Here is a 19,731-nt window from a genome sequence, read left to right on the forward strand (position 1 = left end):
TCCGCCCCTCCCCGCCTGTGTTCACCCCGCTGCGTCGCGTAAACTATCAGGAAGCCTGCCTGATAGATAGGTGATGACAGGCCGCACAGCGAGCGGCCCCGCCGATCTGGGAGGATCCCGGCATGCCCGCATCCCCGAGCACCGCCCGGGCCATCAACGACCGGCTCGCCCTGCGACTGCTCCAGCAGGAAGGCCCGCTGACGGCAGGGCAGTTGAAGCAGTTCACCGGACTGTCCCGCCCCACGGTCGCCGACCTCGTCGAGCGACTCACGGCCGCCGGGCTGATCGCGGTGGTGGGGGAGTCGGGCGAGCAACGGCGCGGTCCGAACGCCCGGCTGTACGGAATTGTCGCCGACCGCGCCCATCTCGCGGCCCTCGACGTGCGCACCGAGGGCGTCTCCGTGCTCGTTTCGGACCTGCTCGGCAGGGTGCTCGCCGAGGCGTCGGTGCCCATCGGCGGTGACACCGGCACGGGACCCGCGGTCGAACAGGCGGTGGCGGTGGTGGAGCGCGCCGCGAAGGAGGCCGGCGCCGATCGGCTGCACACGGTCGGGATCGGGGCGCCCGGGCTCATCGACCCCGCCACCGGTGAACTCCGCGACTCCTCGGGGCTGCCGGAGTGGCACCGAAGGCTCGTCGCCGCGCTCCAGGAGCGGCTGCCCGCGCGCGTGACCGTGGAGAACGAGACCAACCTCGCCGCCCTGGCCGAACAGCGCGAGGGTGCCGCCCGCGATCGTGACACGTTCGTACTGCTGTGGCTGGGGCATGGCACCGGGGCTGCCGTGGTGCTGGACGGCGCGCTGCGCCGCGGTGCCTCGGGTGGCACCGGCGAGATCGGCTTTCTGCCGGTCCCGGGCACCGGGACGCTGCCGTCGGCGACGGACTGCGAGGGGGGCTTCCACTCGCTGGCCGGGTCGGCAGCGATCACGGAACTCGCGGGGGAGTACGGGCTGTTCGCGCAAGGCGCGGGACACGAGCCGCTCTCGGCGGGGCTGGTACGGGAGGCGGTGGCCGCGGTCGCCGGGGGCGGCGGGCCGAGGGGGGCGGTGGTTCCGGCCCCGCCCGGCGCCGACCGGGCCGCGCGCTTCCTGGACGCCCTCGCCGACCGCCTCGCCATCGGCGCCGCCTCCGTCACCGCCATCCTCGACCCCGGCTGTGTCGTGCTCGGCGGCGAGGTCGGACAGGCGGGCGGAGAGGTGCTCGCGGTGCGGGTCGAGGAGCGGCTCGCGCGGATGTCACCGCTGCGGACCGAGGTACGGGCGAGCACGCTGGGCGGCGCCGCGGTACTGCGCGGCGCCCTGCTGACCGCAAGGGACGGCGCCCAGGACGAACTGTTCGTGCCGCCTTCCCGGTAGGCGCGGGGCGCGCCGCGGGGCCGCCGCCGGTCGCCGGGGGCGGCGGTCGTCGTCACGCCGTCAGCCCGGCAGTTGCGGTGGTGGGGCCCGGCGGCGGGGCAAGGGCCTCCGTCACCGCCGCCGGGCCGCTCAGGGGCGGCGCGCCGCGCCGGGAATCCCGACCCTAAAAGGACTAGACCAGACTGGTCAATAGGTATGGACCAATTGTCAAATGCCGCTCGTGGGGCGGGTGTTGCCCCGGATCGCGATGGGGAGGGCTCCCGCATGAGCGGCCATGGAAGTCCAGTATGTGAACGTGTGAGCCACCACACAGCGGTTCACCCGCATGGCTGTCGATCAGGCGTGGCACACTGAGGCTGTACCAGAAGCAGCGCACTCCGGGGTCGGTGAAAGTCCGAACCGGCGGTTACAGTCCGCGACCCGGTCGCTTCCAGCGGCCGGTTGACCAGGTGAAATTCCTGGACCGACGGTTAAAGTCCGGATGGGAGGCAGTGCGCGGCGGGCGGGCATTCGTGCGCGCCGCCGTATTGGCTCGTCCACGTGGACGAGTTCCGTCCGGCGTCGTCCCGGTGTTCTCGCCCGTATCTGCTGTCGTCATCGACAGGCCCCGGAGTCCGTGCCCCAACGTGGCAGGAGGACCCGGGAAGTGTTCACCGGAATCGTCGAAGAGCTGGGTGAGGTCACCGCCGTCGAGAACCTCGGCGACTCCTCCCGCTTCCGGCTCCGTGGACCCGTCGTCACCGAAGGCGCACAGCACGGTGACTCCATCGCCGTCAACGGCGTCTGTCTCACCGTCGTGGAGCACGAGGGCGACGAATTCACCGCCGACGTCATGGCGGAGACCCTCGACCGCTCCAGCCTCGGTGCCCTCACGGTCGGCTCCCGGGTCAACCTCGAACGCCCCACCGCCGTCGGCGCGCGCCTCGGCGGGCACATCGTGCAGGGTCACGTCGACGGCACGGGCACCGTCCTCGAACGCAAGCCCTCCGACAACTGGGAGCTCATCACCATCTCGCTCCCGGCGGACCTGACCCGCTACGTGGTCGAGAAGGGCTCCATCACGGTCGACGGCATCAGCCTCACCGTCGTCGAGGCCGGCTCCGACCGCTTCACCGTCAGCCTCATCCCGACGACCCTGGCGCTGACCACGCTCGGCATCAAGCAGCCCGGCGACCCGGTCAACCTCGAGGTCGACGTCATCGCCAAGTACGTCGAGCGCCTGCTGGCCAGTCAGGGGGCCGGGCGGTGAACTGGCTCAACTCCGAGGCCTTCACGCTCTTCGGCCAGCACATCAAGTGGTCGGACATGATCGGCAACGTGATCGGTCTGATCGCCCTCGCCTTCGGCTGGCGGCGCTCCATCTGGAGCTGGCCGGTGCAGTTCCTCTCCGGCGTCATCCTCTTCGCCGCCTTCGCCACGGCCCACCTCTCCGGCAGCGCCGGCAAGCAGGTCGTCGTCATGGTCGTCGCGGTCTACGGCTGGTGGCAGTGGAACCGCGGCAAGGGCCAGGCGGAGGACGGCCATGTCGCCGTACGGTTCGCCACCTGGCGCGAGCGCGCGGTGCTGGTCGCGGCCGCCGCCGTGGGCACCGTCGCGGTCGCGGGTCTGTTCAAGGCCTACCCGTCACTGTCCTGGGACCCGTGGCCGGACGCGTACATCTTCGTCGGCACGATCGTCGCCATGTACGCCCAGGCGCGCGGCATGGTCGAGTTCTGGTTCGCCTGGCTGCTGGTCGACGCCGTCGGCGTCCCCCTCAACTTCGCCAACGGCTTTGCCTTCTCCGGCTTTGTCTACGTCATCTACGGCGCGCTCGTGCTGTGGGGCATGCGCGACTGGTGGCTGCGCTCCCGCAGGGCGGAGCAGCCCGTCCTGGAAGGAGCCCCGGCATGACCGCCCTCCCGTCTCCCACCACCACCCTGAACGAGGCTCCCCCAGTGCCGAACGCCTGGGGTGACCCCCATCGCGCCGCCCCCTCGATGTCGATCCTCTACAGCACGGACAACATCGAGGACTTCGCCCTCGACCCGGTCGAGCAGGCCATCGCCGACATCGCGGCAGGCCGCCCGGTCGTGGTCGTGGACGACGAGGACCGGGAGAACGAGGGCGACCTCGTCATCGCCGCCGAGAAGGCGACCCCCGAGATCATCGCCTTCATGATGAGCGAGTGCCGCGGTCTGATCTGCGCCCCCATGGAGGGCGACGAACTCGACCGCCTCGAGCTCCCGCAGATGGTGGACAACAACACCGAGTCGATGCGCACCGCGTTCACCGTGTCGGTCGACGCGAGCGGCGCCCACGGCGTGACCACCGGGATCTCCGCCTCCGACCGCGCCACCACCCTCCGGCTGCTCGCCGGGGGAGAGGCGGGCCCCGGCGACTTCGTCCGCCCCGGCCACATCTTCCCGCTGCGCGCCAAGCCCGGCGGCGTGCTCGTCCGCAACGGCCACACCGAGGCCGCCGTCGACCTCGCCCGGCTCGCGGGACTGCGCCCGGCCGGCGCGATCGTGGAGATCGCGGGCGAGGACGGCCACATGCTGCGGCTGCCCGAACTGATCCCGTTCGCCCGCAAGCACGGCCTGACGATCATCTCCATCGAGGACCTGATCACCTACCGGCGTTCCCCCAAGCTCTTGGCTTCTCCCGAGGAGGGGGCACCCCCGTCCGAGCCCACCGTCCGACGCGAGGCCGAGGTCCATCTGCCCACCGCCTTCGGCGAGTTCACCGCGTACGGCTACCGCTCGATGCTCGACGGCGTCGAGCATGTGGCCCTGGTGCACGGCGAGATCGGCGACGGCGAGAACGTCGTCGTCCGCATGCACTCCGAATGCCTGACCGGCGACGTCTTCCACTCCCTGCGCTGCGACTGCGGCCCCCAGCTGGAGGCCTCCCTGGAGCGCATCCAGGCCGAGGGCCGGGGCGTGGTCGTCTACCTGCGCGGCCACGAGGGACGCGGTATCGGGCTGCTGTCCAAGCTGAGGGCGTACGAGCTCCAGGAGCGCGGCCGCGACACCCTGGACGCCAACCTGGAACTGGGCCTGCCCGCCGACGCCCGTGACTACGGCGCCGGCGCCCAGATCCTGGAGGACCTCGGCGTCCGCAGCGTGCGTCTGATGACCAACAACCCGGAGAAGACCGAAGCCCTGCTCCGGCACGGCCTCAAGGTCACCGGCCGGGAGCCGATGCCCGTACAGGCGGGCGAACACAACCTCCGCTACCTGCGCACCAAGCGGGACCGGATGGGGCACGACCTGCCCTGGCTGGACACGACCGCCGTGTCGGCCTGCGGCAACCAGTAACAGAGCACTGAGGAGAGACGTGAGCGGCAAGGGTGCACCGGAGTTGTCCGTACGCAACGCGAGCGACCTGCGGGTCGCCGTCATCGCGGCACAGTGGCACGACAAGGTGATGGACGGTCTGGTGGACGGCGCCCTGCGCGCCCTGCACGAGTTGGGCATCGACGAGCCGACGCTGATCAGGGTCCCCGGCACCTTCGAGCTCCCGGTCGCCGCCAAGGTCCTCGCGGGCCGGGGCTACGACGCGATCGTCGCGCTCGGGGTCGTCATCCGCGGCGGTACGCCCCACTTCGACTACGTGTGCCAGGGCGTCACCCAGGGCCTGACCCAGGTCTCCGTGGAGACCGGTGTCCCCGTCGGCTTCGGCGTGCTGACGTGCGACACGGAGGAGCAGGCCCTGGACCGTGCGGGTCTGGAGGGCTCCAACGAGGACAAGGGACACGAGGCCGTGACCGCGGCGGTGGCGACCGCGGCAACGCTCCGTTCAGTATCTGAACCCTGGCACTGAGGTACGCCCCGGAGCGCGTAGGGTTAGGACCACCATGTCCAAGAAGACGTTCGAGGAGCTCTTCACCGAGCTCCAGCACAAGGCCGCCCACGGTGACCCCGCCACCTCCCGCACTGCAGAGCTGGTCGGCAAGGGCGTCCATGCCATCGGCAAGAAGGTCGTCGAGGAGGCCGCCGAGGTCTGGATGGCCGCCGAGTACGAGGGCAAGGAGGCGGCTGCCGAGGAGATCTCCCAGCTGCTCTACCACGTCCAGGTGATGATGGTGGCGCGCGGGATCTCCCTGGACGACGTCTACGTCCACCTCTGAGCCGTACACCGAACACCTCCATATACGTACGCACGAACGAAGGAAGCCGACCTCATGCTGCGCATCGCCGTCCCCAACAAGGGTTCACTGTCCGGCCCTGCGGCGGAGATGCTGCATGAGGCCGGCTATCAGCAGCGCCGGGAGTCCAAGGAACTGCGGATCGTCGACCCGGAGAACGAGGTCGAGTTCTTCTACCTCCGCCCCCGCGACATCGCGATCTACGTCTCCTCAGGCCGCCTCGACATCGGCGTCACCGGCCGCGACCTGCTGATCGACTCCGGCGCCAACGCCGAGGAGATCCTCCCGCTCGGCTTCGCCCGCTCCACCTTCCGCTTCGCCACCAAGCCCGGCACCGCGAACGGCGTCGAGGACCTCTCGGGCATGACGGTCGCCACCTCCTACGAGGGCATCGTCGCCAAGCACCTCGCCGACAACGGCATCGACGCCTCCGTCGTCCACCTCGACGGCGCCGTCGAGACCGCCATCGAGCTGGGCGTCGCCGAGGTGATCGCGGACGTCGTCGAGACCGGCACCTCGCTGCGCAACGCGGGCCTCGAGGTCATCGGCGAACCCATCATGAAGTCCGAGGCGATCGTCATCCGCCGCACCGGCGCCGACGGCGAAGAGCCCAAGGTCCAGCAGTTCCTGCGCCGCCTCCAGGGCGTCCTGGTGGCCCGGACCTACGTGATGATGGACTACGACTGCCGCGTCGAGCAGCTGGAGAAGGCCGTCGCGCTCACTCCGGGCCTGGAGTCCCCGACCGTCTCGCCGCTGCACAACGAGGGCTGGGTCGCCGTCCGGGCCATGGTCCCGGCCAAGGAGGCCCAGCGGATCATGGACGACCTGTACGAGATCGGCGCCCGGGCCATCCTGACGACGGCCATCCACGCCTGCCGCCTCTGAGGGGGCGCACACCGATGCCGGACCAGTCCTCTCTGCCCGCCCTTCCCGTCACCTTCCGGCCAGGCCGCACCCGTGCCGTCCTGCTGACCGCCGGTGTCGCGATTTTTGTGGTCATCACCACGGTCGCGATGCTGCTGGAGCAGCTCACCTCCGGGGAGCGCCTCAGCTTCGTCTTCACGGCGGCCGTCCTCTTGGGAGTGCTGCTCCTGCTCTCCCGGCCGAAGGTCGTCGCCGAGGAGAGCGGGGTCACCGTCGTCAACATCGCCAGCCGACGCCACCTGGACTGGGCGGAAATCCTCCAGGTAAACCTGCGTCCGGGTGATCCCTGGGTGTTCCTCAACCTCAGCGACGGCACCAGCCTGCCCGCCCTCGGCATCCAGCCAGGCATCGCCAAACAGCGTGCGATCGAGGACGCGCGCACGCTCCGGGCGCTCGCCGACGCCCGTTCCACGGCCCATCCCGAGCGACATCCGGGCTGACTCGGCGCCCTCCACCCTGCCACACAGGGCGATGTCTTGATTAATCTGGTGGCAGAGGCGTTCACGTTGCGCCTCCGCCCCTGATGTTCCGCCCGGTGCTCGGGGGCTCCTGCTATCCGAGGAGTGACTCCCTCCGGCGATGGACGGATCGTCCTGTAGTACCTGCGCCGCCCCCTGCCGACATAGCGCGGACCTCGACAGAGTCGTCTGCGAACACGCGGAGGCGGCGGCATCATGACCATCCCCTTGCTGCTCCTCGGGGCGGCGTTCCTGCTGATTCTGGCCAACGGCTTCTTCGTCGCGGCCGAGTTCGGACTCGTCACGGTCGAGCGGCCCGACGCCGAGAAGGCCGCGGCCGAGGGCGACCGACGGGCCGGTACGGTCGTCGAGTCGCTCAAGGAGCTGTCCTTCCAGCTCTCCGGCACCCAGCTCGGCATCACCATCACCTCGCTCGTCGTCGGCATGCTCGCCGAACCGGCGCTCGCCGAGGTGCTGCACGGCCCGTTCTCCGCGATCGGGATCCCCGACGGCGCGGCGAGCGGCGTCGCCGTGGTCGTCGGCATGCTGCTCGCGTCGGCCGCGCAGATGGTGATCGGCGAACTCGTGCCCAAGAACTGGGCCGTCTCCCGGCCGCTCCAGGTCGCCCGCTTCGTCGCGGGCCCGCAGCACCTGTTCTCGCGCCTGTTCCGCCCGGTGATCGCCGCGCTGAACGCGGTCGCCAACCGCCTCGTCCGCGCCCTGGGCGTGGAGCCCGCCGAGGAGCTGGCCTCCGCCCGCACCCCCGGCGAACTCGTCTCCCTGGCCCGGCACTCCGCTCAGGCCGGCGCACTGGAGCAGGACACGGCGGATCTGTTCGTACGGACCCTGTCCCTGGGCGAGCTGACCGCGCAGCATGTGATGACCCCGCGCGTGAAGGTCAGCGCGCTGCAGTCGACCGCCACGGCCGAGGATGTGGTAAATCTCACCCGGGCCACCGGTCTGTCCCGCTTCCCCGTCTACCGGGAGAAGATCGACGAGATCGTCGGCATGGTGCACCTCAAGGACGCTCTCGCGGTGCCCTCGCATCAACGGCTGCGCACGCCCGTCACCCGGATCGCCCAGACGCCGCTGCTCGTGCCGGAGACGCTGCCCGTTCAGCCCCTCCTGGAGCGTCTGCGCAGTGAGCAGCCCATCGCCGTCGTCGTCGACGAGTACGGCGGCACGGCGGGCGTCGTCACCCTGGAGGACATCGTCGAGGAGCTGGTCGGCGAGGTGCGCGACGAGCACGACGGACAGGACCTGCCCGAGCTCGCCGCCGCGCCGCCCGAGGACGGGCGCCCCGCGTGGGACGCGGACGGCGGCTGCCGGGTCGACGTCCTGCAGCGGATAGGCCTGGACGTGCCGGAGGGACCGTACGAGACCGTGGCCGGACTCGTCGCCGATCTCCTCGGCCGGATCCCCGCCCCCGGGGACCGCGCCGAACTGCCCGGCTGGCGGCTCACGGTGCGCCAGGTCGAGCACTACCGCGCCGAGCGGGTCAGGCTCGTGAAGATCGCGGACGCCGCCGCGCCGGCCGCGGAGGCGGTGCGATGAGCCTGATCCAACTCGTGTTCGCCGCGCTGCTGGTACTCGTGAACGGGTTCTTCGTCGGCGCCGAGTTCGCGCTCGTTTCCGTGCGGCGCAGCCAGATCGAGCCGCTGGGGACCGCACGGGCCCGGCAGGTGCTGTACGGGCTCGAACGACTGCCGCAGATGATGGCCGCGGCCCAGTTCGGCATCACCGTGTGCTCGCTGACGCTGGGCGCGGTCGCGGAGCCGACGGTGGCCCATCTGCTGGAGCCGGTGTTCGCGGCGGCGCACATCCCGGACGAGATGGTTCACCCGCTCGGGTATGTGATCGCGCTCGCAGCCGTCGTCTTCTTCCACCTGGTGATCGGCGAGATGGTGCCGAAGAACCTGGCGATGGCGGCGCCCGAGAAGGCCGCGCTGTGGCTGAGTCCCGGGCTCGTCGCGTTCGCGCGGCTGTGCCGGCCGGTGACGGTCGCGCTCAGCGCATGCGCCCGGGTGATCCTCAAACTCTTCCGGGTGGAGCCGAAGGACGAGGTCGAGGCGGTCTTCACCAGTGAACAGCTCAACCAGCTGGTGGAGGACTCCGGCCAGGCGGGCCTGCTCGACCCCGAGGAGCAGGAGCGGCTGGAGGACGCACTGGAACTGGGCTCGCGCCCGGTCACGGACGTGCTCCTGGACCCGGCCCTGCTGGTGACCGTGCAACCCACGGTCACCCCCGGGGAGGTGGTGGCGCTGACCGCGCGCACAGGCTACTCACGCTTCCCCGTGGTCGCGGCGAACGGCGCCTTCATGGGCTATCTGCATGTGAAGGACGTCCTCGACCTGGAGGAGTCCGAGCGGGCGGTGCCACAGCAGCTCTGGCGACCGATGACCACGCTCGCGGCGGAGCTGCCACTGGACGACGCACTGACGGTGATGCGCCGGGCCGCCACACACCTGGCCCAGGTGGCCGACAGCTCCGGCCGGGTGCTGGGCCTGGTCGCCCTGGAGGACGTACTGGAACTCCTGGTGGGCGAGGTCAGGGATCCGGCGCACAGGGAGGCCCCACCCCAGCCGCGCATGCCGGAACGGCCGGAACAGAAGGAAGCGGTACCGAGCTGATCCTGGGTTCCCCCGCGCCCCGTAAGGGGCGCGGGGCTGTATCAATATGCGGCTCCGCCGCGTGGGCGCGGTCAATCACAACGCATCCGCACACGCAGGACGTCGGAAGCCGACCGAGCTCGTGGGCGATCCTCACAACCCCGAAGGATCCTGCGGCCCCCGCCCGGACAGAACTTCCCCGTACGCCTGCATGAGATCGGGCAACCTCAAAGTCGACAGATCGTCCCGGTTCGGCACCCCCGGGTACCCCGTGAGCCGCAGATCCCGGTACGCGCAACTCTTCTCGTACAGCGTCCGCAGGAACCGCCCGTTGCCGAGTTCGTCGATCCACCCCTGGTCCACCACGTGCCCGGCAATCGAGCGAAGCTCCTCCAGCGACTCCTCGTCCCAGACGTCCCCGTTCTCCGCGGCCAGGACCTCGCCGATCGCCGTCAGCTCCAAGGGACGGTAGGAGGGGAAGTCGACCCGGGTGGTGAAACGCGAGGACAGTCCGGGGTTGGCGGCCAGGAGCCGGTCCATGCCCTCGGGGTAACCGGCGAGGATCACCACCAGGTGGTCGCGGTTGTCCTCCGCCCGCTTCAGCAGCACCTGCAGTGCCTCGTCGCCGTACGCGTCCCCCTTGCCGTAGCCGGAGTTGGACAGCGAGTACGCCTCGTCCACGAACAGTACCCCGCCGATCGCCGAGTCGATCAACTCGTTCGCCTTCACCGCGGTCTGGCCCAGGTACTCGCCGACGAGGTCGGCCCGCTGCGCCTCCACGAGGTGGTCGCCCCCGAGCAGGCCGAGTGCGTAGAAGACCCGGCCCAGAATGCGCGCCACCGTGGTCTTGCCGGTGCCCGAGGGGCCGGAGAAGACGAAGTGGCGTTTGGGCGGCTGTACGGGTAAGCCCTGGTTCGCCCGCAGCCGCGCCATGTTCAACTGTGCCGACAACGCCTTGACCTGGCGCTTCACCGGCTCCAGCCCGACCATGCGCTCGAGCTCGGCCAGCGCCTCCTCCAGCAGCGCCGGATCCGTGGGCCCAGCCGGCAACGCCTGCGAGGGCACCGAGTCCTTCTCGCGCACGGCGTCCCGCTGCGCGGGCAGCGCACCGGGCGGTGGCGGTTCGGGGTCGGAGAGCTTCAGGTCCCGGCCCTCGGTGCCGAACAGCGGATCGAGGCCGTCCGGCCCCTCCAGCACGTCCCCGCCTCCGGCGAAAGCCATCGTCGTGAAATCGGCCGACTCGTCGTACCCGTCCCCATCGGCGATCGCCGCGAGCCGCGCCGAGGTGTCCATGAACGCAGGGTCGACGCGGTGCACCGCACGGTAGAGGGGGAGGGCGGCCGCCGAGCGGCCCGTGCCTTCGTGGGCGCGGGCCAGCCAGTACCGCAGCTCCTTGCGCTGCGGCTGCTCGCTGCGGCAGCGCATCAGGGCGGCGGACAGCAGCGGCTCGGCCTGCCCGTACATCTCCAGGCGGACCCTGGCCATCCCCCCGAAGAGCCCGGCCTCGATGCCCAGCATGGGGTCGTCGATCAGCGGATCGGTGTGCCGGACCAACTGTTCCCAGTCCTTGACCAGGTAGGCCCGGCAGGCGTGCAGGAAGCGGACCTGGGGATCGGTGTCGACGGGGGGCAGTCCGGCCAGCGCCCGGTCCAGCTCCGGGACGTGGCGGCCGTCCAGCCAGTGCGAGGCGTGCGCGAGCAGCAGATCGCGCGGGCTCTCCAGCACCGGCTGCACCCACCAGCCCAGCCAGTACCAGGAGTTGAGATTGCGCCGGTGCCGCGCCCGCTGCTCCCCGAAGCGGTCCCGGTGGCGGAACATCCGCAGCAGCGCGGTCGTCGTGTCGACGCGCAGTGCGTGCAGCCCGAGCCAGCCGTCGGCCATTCCGGGATCCATCCGGACCGCAGCGCGGAACTCCTCCTCCGCCTGCGGATAGGCGCCCATCGTGTAGGCATCCACACCTCGCAGCCAGGCGAGGTCGGCCGGGGCCTCGGGGCCCTGGGTGCCGAAGTCCATCACGTCCCCCACAACCGTGCCCCCGTCGGTTCACCGCCGGGCCCGTGCCCGTCGGTCGCCCTGCTCGAACTGCTGTGCCGCGGAACGGAGTTGCAGTGCGAAGAGCAGCCTCCGAAGGTCGCACCGAGAGGCATCGTACCTGCGGGGGAGTGGCGCACCGAAGGGTGCCGCACCGACCGTTTGGCGAGGTGGGAGCAGACGGGGCGCACACCGTATGGTCACCGAGGGTGAGCGATTCAAGCCTCCCGGCGCCCGCAGAAAGGAACCAGGGCAGAACGAAGCCCCCGATCACGGGGGAACAACCGGGGGCTTCGCGTCTGCGGACGGCCTCGAAAGCCGCACATTCAGAACGTAAGTCCTGTACGGCCCCCGGGTCAAGCCGACTTGAAGCCCTCAAGGAAGTTCTCCCGCAAGCGCCTTCACAAGTTCAGCACACTGCCGATGGTCCGTCACTGTGGGTGAGATCCTGGTCCGGACCAGTCGTCCCGACGGGCCCCGGCAGCACCTCGTATCCCTCGGACCCCTGTCGCACCAGAAGGTCGGCGAACGGCCGCGAGGGGTCCTCGGCGAAGTGCCGGTGCTCCGCCTCCACCCATCCGGCCCAGAAGGCATGTTGCTCCTCGCCGTCCCGGGTCCGACCGCGGGTCCATGCCTCCTCGTGCGGCAGTTCCATCCACAGCAGCCGCGCCAGATGCGGGCGCAGGGCCCGGCGGCCGGCACCGACCCCCTCGACCAGGACCACGGGGGCGGGCGGCAGTGCATGGGTGGGGCCGAAGTGCCGGGCCCGCCAGTCGTAGGGGCGATAGTGCGCGGTCTCGCCGCGGGTGAGCGGCTCGATCACCTCCCGCAGCAGCCGCTCCGTCCAGGCGAACAGTTCCTCGTGGGTGGCGATGTCGTCGAGGTGCAGTACGGGTGCGCCGCCGAGCGCGGTCGCCAACTGCCCGGCGAACGTGGATTTCCCGGAGCCCGCGTGCCCGTCGACGCCGATGAGGCGGACAGGGCCGCAGGACGGCGGCAGCTGCCGCAGGCGGGATGCGAGGGCGTGAATGGCGATTCCCGGGGTGAGGTGAGAGGACAATGGCATATTTCGGGGGAACATTCTACGTGGGTGTGAAGTCGAGCCGGCCAGCAGGATGTGAGGGCCTGATCCCGTGAGCCGCGAAAATTGGTGTCGCATTGAACAGTTCATTTGTCAATCATCGGCTCCTCATTCGTGCTCCCCGAACTCGGTGATCATCTCGAACCGGGTATTTGGGAATCTGGATTCCGGTTGTGCCCGATGCTGAGTAGGGTGCCTCGTGCGCAACTGCGAAGCGCCGTACGGGGATGGACGGGGGAGCATGGCCGCGGGCTTATTCGAAGGGCAGTACGTATGGCATCCGGCGGCCGACGACCGCGAACTGGCGAGCGTGTGCGTGGAAGTGCGGGCCGGCCGCTATCTGGGCGCGTACACACTGCTCGCCGAGACCCGTGACGACGCCGGACTCCGTGCCCATCGCTCCCTCGTCCTCGCCTCCGAGGCAGCCGACTCCGACCTGTCGGAACGCTGGCTCGCCGAGGAGCCCAGCCCGGAAGCCGCGCTGATATGGGCGCGCGTCGCCGTTCTGCGGGCGGTGCGCGCCGCCGACGCCCATGACGAGCGGGTCCGTGCGCTGGAGCGCATCGCGCTGAACGCCTGCGAGCGCGCCACGATCATGGCGCCGCACGACCCCACCCCCTGGGTGGCCAGGCTGACGCTGGCGCGTCTGCACGAGATCGGTGAGCCCGCCCCGCAGGGACTGCTCACCGCGCCGCCCGGCCCCTGGCAGCTGTTCTCGCACATCCTGCGGTTCGACCCTTTCCACCGCGAGGCCCACCACCGCTTCCTCGCCTACTTCTTCTCCCGCCATCGCGGCTCGGTGAACGCCGCCTGGGACGTCGCCGCCTTCCTCGGTCAGCGGGCGCCCGTCACCTCGCCGCTGCGGCTGCTGCCCCTGGTGGCGCTCGTCGAGAGCTACGACCCCTCCCGATTGCTCGCCGACCACCTCTGGGAGCAGCCCCAGTGGCGCTCCACCACGCTCGCGGTCTACCGGAACTGGCTGCCGGAGGTGGCCGGTTACCGCTTCACTCCGGTGCTCGACCTGGCGTATCTCGCGCACGCGCTGGTCATGGCCCAGTGCGAGTTCGAGGCGCGTGCCGTCCTGGTGGCCATGGGGCCCTACGCCTCGCGCATGCCCTGGAGTGTCTTCGGCGACCCCGAGGAGCAGCTCTCGCGCGCCCGGCGCGCCTGCGGACTCCCGGTGCCGGGAGCCGTCTGAGACGTTCATTCCCTTTCCGGTAAATCCCCCCACAGAAAGGTCCGGTTGTGGCAGAACGGATGTCAGTGCCTCGTAAGGGACGGCGCGCGGGCCGGGATCCCGTGGCGATCGACGACGACGCGACGCTGCACGCGATGGGATATCCACGGAAGCTCACCCGGAGATTCCAGGCCTTCGACAATTTCGCCATATCCTTCACCATCATCAACATCCTCTCCGGGATTTTCTCGTCGTTCGGATTCGGCATGAACGCGGGCGGCCCACGCATTCTCGTCTTCGGCTGGATCGGCGTCTCCGTCATGGTGCTGTTCATCGGCGCCGCGATGGCGGAGGTGGCATCCGCGTATCCGACGAGCGGGGCCCTGTATTTCTCCGCCGGAAAACTCGCCAAACGGCACAGGGGAGCCTGGTCCTGGTACACCGGCTGGCTCAACTTCGTGGGCCAGGTGGGCGGCACGGCGGCCACCGGATATGCGGCCGCCACGTTCGTCCAGGCGTTCATCGCCCTGCAGTGGCCCTCGTACAGGCCCACCGCGCACCAGACCGTGCTGATCACGGCCCTGATCATCGCGGTCCAGGGGCTGGCCAACACCTACACCGTCCGGCTCGTCGCCGTCCTCAACCGGATCTCCGTGTGGTGGCTGCTGATCGGGCTCGTGGTGATCGTGGGCGCACTGTTCGTGGGTCCGGACGAGCACCGGCCGGCGTCGTTCGTCACACATTTCGTGAACAACACCGGATTCACCAACGGGCTGTACGGGGGCATGCTCGGCCTGCTCGTCACCAGCTGGACCTTCACCGGCTTCGACGGCAGCTTCCACATGTCCGAGGAAACGGTTCGGGCGACGGTCAACGCGCCCCGGGGCATCACCCGCTCCATCGGCTATTCGGCGATCACAGGCCTGGTCCTCATGCTCGCCCTGGTGTACAGCATCGGCGACTACGACAAGGTGGCCGGCTCCTCGGCGCCGCCCGTACAGATCCTCATCGACGGGCTTGGCGTGACCACGGCAAAACTGCTGCTGCTGATCGTCATCGGCGCCATGCTCTTCTGCGGCCTGGCCAATCTGACCAGCAACACCCGGCAGATCTTCGCCTTCTCCCGGGACGGCGCGATGCCGGGCTCCCGCTGGTGGCACTCGGTCTCGCCACGCACTCGTACGCCGGTCAAGGCGGTGTGGCTCGCCGTCGCCTGCTCGCTGGCCCTGGTGCTGCCCGGCTGGTGGTCCCACACCGCCTTCACCGCCATCGTCAGCGTCAACGTCGTGGGGCTCTTCCTCGCCTATGCCGTGCCGATCTTCCTGCGGCTGCGGCTCGGCGCCGAGTTCCGGCCCGGGCCCTGGAACCTGGGGCGGTGGTCCACCCCTGTCGGTGTCCTCGCCGTCGCCTGGATCGTGCTCAGCAGCGCGCTGTTCATGCTGCCCCAGGCGTCGCCGGTCACCGTGGACTCCTTCAACTACGCGCCGGTCGCCCTGGCCGTCGTGCTGGTCGTCGCCACGGTGTGGTGGTTCGCCACCGCACGCCGCCGCTTCCAGGGGCCGGTCAGCTACGGCCGCCCGGACGAGGTCGCGGCGATGGACCTCGTGTGAGGGGGCCGCGGCTCCGGCGCAGGTGGTCCGGGGCGCCGGCCCTCCGGCCACCGCCTCCGCCGAGGCCGCGGCGCCCCAGGTCAGGCCAGTGGACGGGATCCGTACCGGTGGGGCGCGCCGACGGCGGAAGTGCTGGCAGAGCGTCCGGGCGGCGGTCATAGTTGGCGCACACCGTGCGTCTGAACCGCTGCTTCCGGACACCTGGGGGTCACCCGCCCATGACCAGAGCTTCAGAGCCGTCCCCGACCACGGCTTCAGAGCCGTCCCGCAGAAGCATCCTCGCCGCGGCGGCCGCCGCGGCCACGGCAGCCGGCGCCGCGGCCACCCAGGCGAGCCCGCCGACGAAAGCAGTCCCGAGACTCGTGGACAACCGCGCCTGGGCCTCGTACACCGACTGGCGCGGTGGCACCGCGCTGGGCGTGGCTGCCATCGCCGGCCCCCGCCCCGGCGTCGTGATCGCCGCCCCAGCCGGCCGCACCGACCACACCGATCCGCACACCGGCCGGACCACGACCTGGGAGTACGCCACCTGGACCTCCCCGGTGCACCGGCTCGCCGTTGGGTCCACCGAAGTCATCGCCTCCTGGAATGCGCACACCCCGGCCGGTACCTGGCTCCAGGCCGAGCTGAGGGGCACCTACGCCGATGGCACCAACACCCCCTGGTATGTGATGGGCCGCTGGGCGTCCGGCGATCAGGACATCAGGCGCACCTCCGTCGACAAGCAGACGGACGGCAGGAGCAACATCTGGACCGACACCTTCGCCATCGCCGACGCCGCCTCGGGGCTGCGCCTGGTGTCGTACCGCCTGCGTCTGACCCTCTACCGCACACCCGGCACCCGGATCACCCCGACCGTGTGGCGGCTCGGTGCCATGGGCTCCGACATCCCCGACCGCTTCACCGTCCCGGCCTCCACCCCGGGCCTCGCCCGGGAGCTGATCGTCCCGCGCTACTCGCAGGAGATCCACAAGGGCCAGTACCCGGAGTACAACAACGGCGGCGAGGCCTGGTGCAGCCCCACGTCCTCGCAGATGATCATCGAGTACTGGGGGCGGAAGCCCACCCCGGAGCAGTTGTCCTGGATCAACCCGTCATACACCGACCCGCAGGTCTGCCTCGCGGCCCGCCTCACCTACGACTACCAGTACCAGGGCTGCGGCAACTGGCCCTTCAATGCGGCCTACGCGGCGACGTACCAGGACCTCCAGGGCGTGGTCACCCGGCTGTCCTCGCTCACCGACCTGGAGACGCTGATCGCGGCGGGCATCCCGGCCATGACGTCCCAGTCGTTTCTGAAGGAGGAGCTGACGGGGGCCGGTTACGGCACCTCCGGCCATCTGATGACCGTGATCGGCTTCACCGCGGACGGCGATGTGATCGCGAACGATCCGGCCGCGCCGAGCGACGAGGCGGTGCGGCGCGTCTACAAGAGGCGTGAGTGGGAGAACATCTGGCTGCGGACCAAGCGGTACAACGCCTCCGGCAAGGTCGTCTCCGGCACCGGCGGCGTCTGTTACCTGTACTTCCCGGCCCGTCCCACCTCGCGGCAGCGCAAGGCGCTGGCGGCGGTGGGCGTCCGCTGACCCGGGGCTTTGCGGAGCAAGGCCTCTTCACCCGAGGCCCCGGGGACCGGGGGCCTTTCCGTGTGACCAAGGTCTCCGCCGCACCGGCCCATTCCGGTGGCAAGGTGGACACATCGGCGGGGGAGTCCACTGCACAGCCCAAGACCAGCGAGATGCCATGACCTCCACCTCGGCCACCGCCACCCGCGTCCGCGCCCGCACGGGCGGCCCGAAGGACGACGGCCCGAAGATCCTCGAGCACGTGGTGGGCTGGGTCCTCGTGGTGGTCCTCGCGATGCTCGTCACCCGGCTCGGCCTGCTCTGATCAAAACGGCCCAGGCATTTTCGGACCGGTCTCCGGCATTTCCCGAACGCCGTCCGACCTGTCGATCAAAGTCGAACATGCTGGTGGTGTCGTTCTGCAATACTGCGGATGTCCCGCCGGCAGTCGGAGACTTGGGCCGAAATTGAATAATAGTCAACAGCGAGGTGCGGTGCGCCCATCGGTGCGCGGTACCGATCGCTCCCTGGCGCGTCGCGCCGAACTCATAGCCATCGGGCGGAAGTTATTCGCCGACACGTCGTACGACGCGCTGTCGATGGACGACATCGCGCGCCATGCCCACGTGGCCAAAGGGCTGATCTACTACTACTTCAAATCGAAGCGCGGCTATTACCTGGCCATTGTCGAGGATTCGGTGACCGATCTGGTCACCACCGCGGCGGGCGGACTCGAACTGCCGCCGGTGGAGCGTGTGCACCGGACCATCGACCGCTATCTGTGCTACGCCGAGCACAACCAGGCCGCCTACCGCACGATCGTCAGTGGCGGTGTGGGCTTCGATGCCCAGGTGCACGCCATCAGGGACGGGGTGCGTGAGGCGATCGTGGCCACCATCGCCGAGGGGGCGTACGGACGGCGTGAGATCGCCCCTTTGGCGCGCATGGGCCTTCTCGGCTGGGTCTGCAGCGTGGAGGGCGCGACCCTCGACTGGATCGACCGGCTGGAGCTGTCCCGCGAGAGCATGCGCGACCTGCTGGTGAAGACGCTCGGCGGCACCCTGCGCGCCATCGAGGAACTGGAGCCCGCGTATGTCGCCCCGCCGCCCGCCCGCCGGGCCCTCTGAGTGTCATGGCTCCACTTGTACTCCTCCGAGCCGTCCTCGTACGTGGTCGCGGCGGTGAGTAACAGTAAGTGGACTAGACCGTTGCTCAAAGGTTTGGACCAATGTGACGCAGGGCTCCCCCCTTTCTTGAAGTAAGCGGTCGTTAACTGGTGACTCGGTGCCTCCGATCGGGCATACTCCAAGCGCCACAGCCGCTGGTCAGCCGCTTCCGCGACCCGGAGCGGCGACCATCGGCCGGTGCCAGTGAGACCCGGCGGAGCCGCCCCACCCAAGGCGTGTCCGTCGATGTGCCCAAGAGGGAGGAGAGCGTCGCCATGCCCGACCGCGCCCCGCAGCCGGTGGACCGTCAACTGCCCACGGACGAGGCCCGGGATCTGATCTCGCTCGTTCGTGACATCGCGCAGCACGAGATCGCCCCGAAGGCGGCCGAGGAGGAGGACGCCGGGCGCTTCCCGCGCGAGGTCTTCCGACTGCTCTCCGAATCAGGTCTGCTCGGTCTGCCGTACGACTCCGAGTACGGCGGCGGGGACCAGCCGTACGAGGTCTACCTCCAGGTCCTCGAGGAGCTGGCCGCGGCCCGCCTCACCGTCGGCCTCGGCGTCAGCGTCCACACCCTGGCCTGCCACGCCCTCGCCCACTACGGCACCAAGGAGCAGCAGGTCGAACACCTGCCCGCAATGCTCGGCGGTGGTCTGCTGGGCGCGTACTGCCTGTCCGAGCCGGCGTCCGGATCGGATGCGGCGTCCCTGCGGACCAAGGCCGTCCGGGACGGCGATCACTGGGTGATCAACGGGACGAAGGCTTGGATCACGCACGGCGGGATCGCCGACTTCTACACCGTGATGGCGCGCACGGGCGAGGACGGCCCGCGCGGGATCACCGCGTTCCTGGTCCCCGGTGACGCCGAGGGGCTCAGCGCTGCCGTGCCCGAGAAGAAGATGGGCATGAAGGGTTCGCCCACCGCACAGGTCCACTTCGACGGGGTGCGCGTGCCCGACGAGCGGCGCCTCGGGGAGGAAGGGCAGGGCTTCGCGATTGCCCTGTCGGCGCTCGACTCCGGGCGGCTCGGCATCGCGGCCTGCGCCATCGGCGTGGCCCAGGCGGCGCTCGACGAGGCGGTCGCGTACGCCACGGGGCGGCAGCAGTTCGGGCGGCCGATCTCGGATTTCGAGGGGCTGCGCTTCATGCTCGCCGACATGGCCACGCAGATCGAGGCGGGCCGGGCGCTGTACCTGGCGGCGGCGCGACTGCGCGACGCGGGGCGGCCGTTCGCCAAGCAGGCGGCCATGGCCAAGCTGCACTGCACCGACACGGCGATGAAGGTCGCCACCGACGCCGTGCAGGTACTGGGCGGGTACGGCTACACCGCGGACTTCCCGGTCGAGCGCTACATGCGCGAGGCCAAGGCACTGCAGATCGTCGAGGGGACGAACCAGATCCAGCGGATGGTCATCGCCCGTCACCTCGCCGGCCCCGAGTCGCGCTGAACCGGGGGCGTCTTGTGGATCTTCGCGGCATTGCGCTGATCCACAGGACACCCTTCTAGTCAGGGCCCGCCGCGAGCTGCTTCAGGCCGACCGGGGGCGCCGCGAGCCGCACCCACTCCGGGTCGTGGCGGCCCGGCAGGGTGCGCCCGCGGTCGGCCCAGGTCCTCATCAGCGCGCGGTA

18 protein-coding genes and 1 riboswitch are annotated in these 19,731 nt (G+C 70.1%); of the genes, 16 read left to right on the forward strand and 2 right to left on the reverse strand.

Going from position 1 to position 19,731, the window contains the following annotated elements:
- Positions 1 to 122 precede the first annotated feature (122 nt).
- The 10 genes from ABT186_RS04070 to ABT186_RS04115 all read left to right on the forward strand — a co-directional run bounded on the left by ABT186_RS04070 (position 123) and on the right by ABT186_RS04115 (position 9,493).
- Positions 123 to 1,355 carry an ROK family transcriptional regulator gene (locus ABT186_RS04070; RefSeq protein WP_351226946.1) on the forward strand — a complete coding sequence of 411 codons (1,233 nt, stop codon included), beginning with the start codon at positions 123 to 125 and terminating at the stop codon, positions 1,353 to 1,355.
- Positions 1,356 to 1,723: 368 nt separating this feature from the next.
- Positions 1,724 to 1,854: riboswitch (FMN riboswitch) on the forward strand.
- A 147-nt stretch (positions 1,855 to 2,001) separates the two neighbouring features.
- Entirely contained in the window at positions 2,002 to 2,604 is a 603-nt protein-coding gene (locus ABT186_RS04075) for a riboflavin synthase (RefSeq protein ID WP_351223252.1), read from the forward strand.
- Positions 2,601 to 3,245 carry a nicotinamide riboside transporter PnuC gene (gene pnuC, locus ABT186_RS04080; protein ID WP_351223250.1) on the forward strand — a complete coding sequence of 215 codons (645 nt, stop codon included), beginning with the start codon at positions 2,601 to 2,603 and terminating at the stop codon, positions 3,243 to 3,245. Before ABT186_RS04075 ends, pnuC begins: the two co-directional genes overlap by 4 nt.
- Positions 3,246 to 3,331: 86 nt before the next feature.
- Positions 3,332 to 4,651, forward strand: coding sequence for a bifunctional 3,4-dihydroxy-2-butanone-4-phosphate synthase/GTP cyclohydrolase II (locus ABT186_RS04085; protein WP_351223256.1), 1,320 nt, complete (start codon positions 3,332 to 3,334; stop codon positions 4,649 to 4,651).
- 19 nt (positions 4,652 to 4,670) lie between these two features.
- Entirely contained in the window at positions 4,671 to 5,156 is a 486-nt protein-coding gene (ribH, locus tag ABT186_RS04090) for a 6,7-dimethyl-8-ribityllumazine synthase (RefSeq protein ID WP_351223248.1), read from the forward strand.
- A 34-nt stretch (positions 5,157 to 5,190) separates the two neighbouring features.
- Complete coding sequence (locus ABT186_RS04095) at positions 5,191 to 5,463, forward strand: phosphoribosyl-ATP diphosphatase (RefSeq protein ID WP_351223246.1); 273 nt, start codon at positions 5,191 to 5,193, stop codon at positions 5,461 to 5,463.
- A gap of 54 nt (positions 5,464 to 5,517) precedes the next feature.
- Positions 5,518 to 6,366, forward strand: coding sequence for an ATP phosphoribosyltransferase (gene hisG / locus ABT186_RS04100; protein ID WP_351923461.1), 849 nt, complete (start codon positions 5,518 to 5,520; stop codon positions 6,364 to 6,366).
- Between the two features lie 14 nt (positions 6,367 to 6,380).
- Complete coding sequence (locus ABT186_RS04105; protein ID WP_351223242.1) at positions 6,381 to 6,845, forward strand: PH domain-containing protein; 465 nt, start codon at positions 6,381 to 6,383, stop codon at positions 6,843 to 6,845.
- A 234-nt stretch (positions 6,846 to 7,079) separates the two neighbouring features.
- Complete coding sequence (locus ABT186_RS04110) at positions 7,080 to 8,417, forward strand: hemolysin family protein (RefSeq protein WP_351223240.1); 1,338 nt, start codon at positions 7,080 to 7,082, stop codon at positions 8,415 to 8,417.
- Positions 8,414 to 9,493: a hemolysin family protein gene (locus ABT186_RS04115; RefSeq protein WP_351923463.1), complete on the forward strand. Its 1,080-nt coding sequence runs from the start codon at positions 8,414 to 8,416 to the stop codon at positions 9,491 to 9,493. The genes ABT186_RS04110 and ABT186_RS04115 overlap by 4 nt, the downstream gene beginning before the upstream one ends.
- Before the next feature lie 132 nt (positions 9,494 to 9,625).
- On the opposite strand, the gene ABT186_RS04120 is transcribed toward ABT186_RS04115, so the two are convergent.
- The gene (locus ABT186_RS04120; protein ID WP_351223238.1) at positions 9,626 to 11,485 is read right to left on the reverse strand and encodes an AAA family ATPase; all 1,860 of its coding nucleotides are present in this window, start codon (positions 11,483 to 11,485) and stop codon (positions 9,626 to 9,628) included.
- 427 nt (positions 11,486 to 11,912) lie between these two features.
- Positions 11,913 to 12,569: a uridine kinase family protein gene (locus ABT186_RS04125; RefSeq protein ID WP_351923465.1), complete on the reverse strand. Its 657-nt coding sequence runs from the start codon at positions 12,567 to 12,569 to the stop codon at positions 11,913 to 11,915.
- Positions 12,570 to 12,825: 256 nt separating this feature from the next.
- Between ABT186_RS04125 and ABT186_RS04130 the strand changes: the two genes are divergently transcribed.
- The 6 genes from ABT186_RS04130 (at position 12,826) to ABT186_RS04155 (ending at position 19,550) form a co-directional block, all read left to right on the forward strand.
- The gene (locus ABT186_RS04130) at positions 12,826 to 13,782 is read left to right on the forward strand and encodes a hypothetical protein (protein ID WP_351223234.1); all 957 of its coding nucleotides are present in this window, start codon (positions 12,826 to 12,828) and stop codon (positions 13,780 to 13,782) included.
- A gap of 47 nt (positions 13,783 to 13,829) precedes the next feature.
- A complete protein-coding gene (locus ABT186_RS04135) occupies positions 13,830 to 15,371 on the forward strand; it encodes an amino acid permease (RefSeq protein WP_502973136.1) in 1,542 nt (513 codons plus the stop codon).
- Between the two features lie 218 nt (positions 15,372 to 15,589).
- On the forward strand, positions 15,590 to 16,957 hold the full coding sequence (locus ABT186_RS04140) for a C39 family peptidase (RefSeq protein WP_351923467.1): 1,368 nt from the start codon (positions 15,590 to 15,592) through the stop codon (positions 16,955 to 16,957).
- 157 nt (positions 16,958 to 17,114) lie between these two features.
- Entirely contained in the window at positions 17,115 to 17,261 is a 147-nt protein-coding gene (locus ABT186_RS04145) for an SCO1431 family membrane protein (RefSeq protein WP_351223228.1), read from the forward strand.
- 142 nt (positions 17,262 to 17,403) lie between these two features.
- Positions 17,404 to 18,063, forward strand: a complete 660-nt coding sequence (locus ABT186_RS04150) for a TetR/AcrR family transcriptional regulator (protein WP_351223226.1) — start codon at positions 17,404 to 17,406, stop codon at positions 18,061 to 18,063.
- 314 nt (positions 18,064 to 18,377) lie between these two features.
- The gene (locus ABT186_RS04155) at positions 18,378 to 19,550 is read left to right on the forward strand and encodes an acyl-CoA dehydrogenase (RefSeq protein ID WP_351223224.1); all 1,173 of its coding nucleotides are present in this window, start codon (positions 18,378 to 18,380) and stop codon (positions 19,548 to 19,550) included.
- Positions 19,551 to 19,731 lie beyond the last annotated feature (181 nt).

The sequence above is a fragment of the Streptomyces sp. NPDC001634 genome, from assembly GCF_040298185.1.
Lineage (GTDB): Bacteria > Actinomycetota > Actinomycetes > Streptomycetales > Streptomycetaceae > Streptomyces.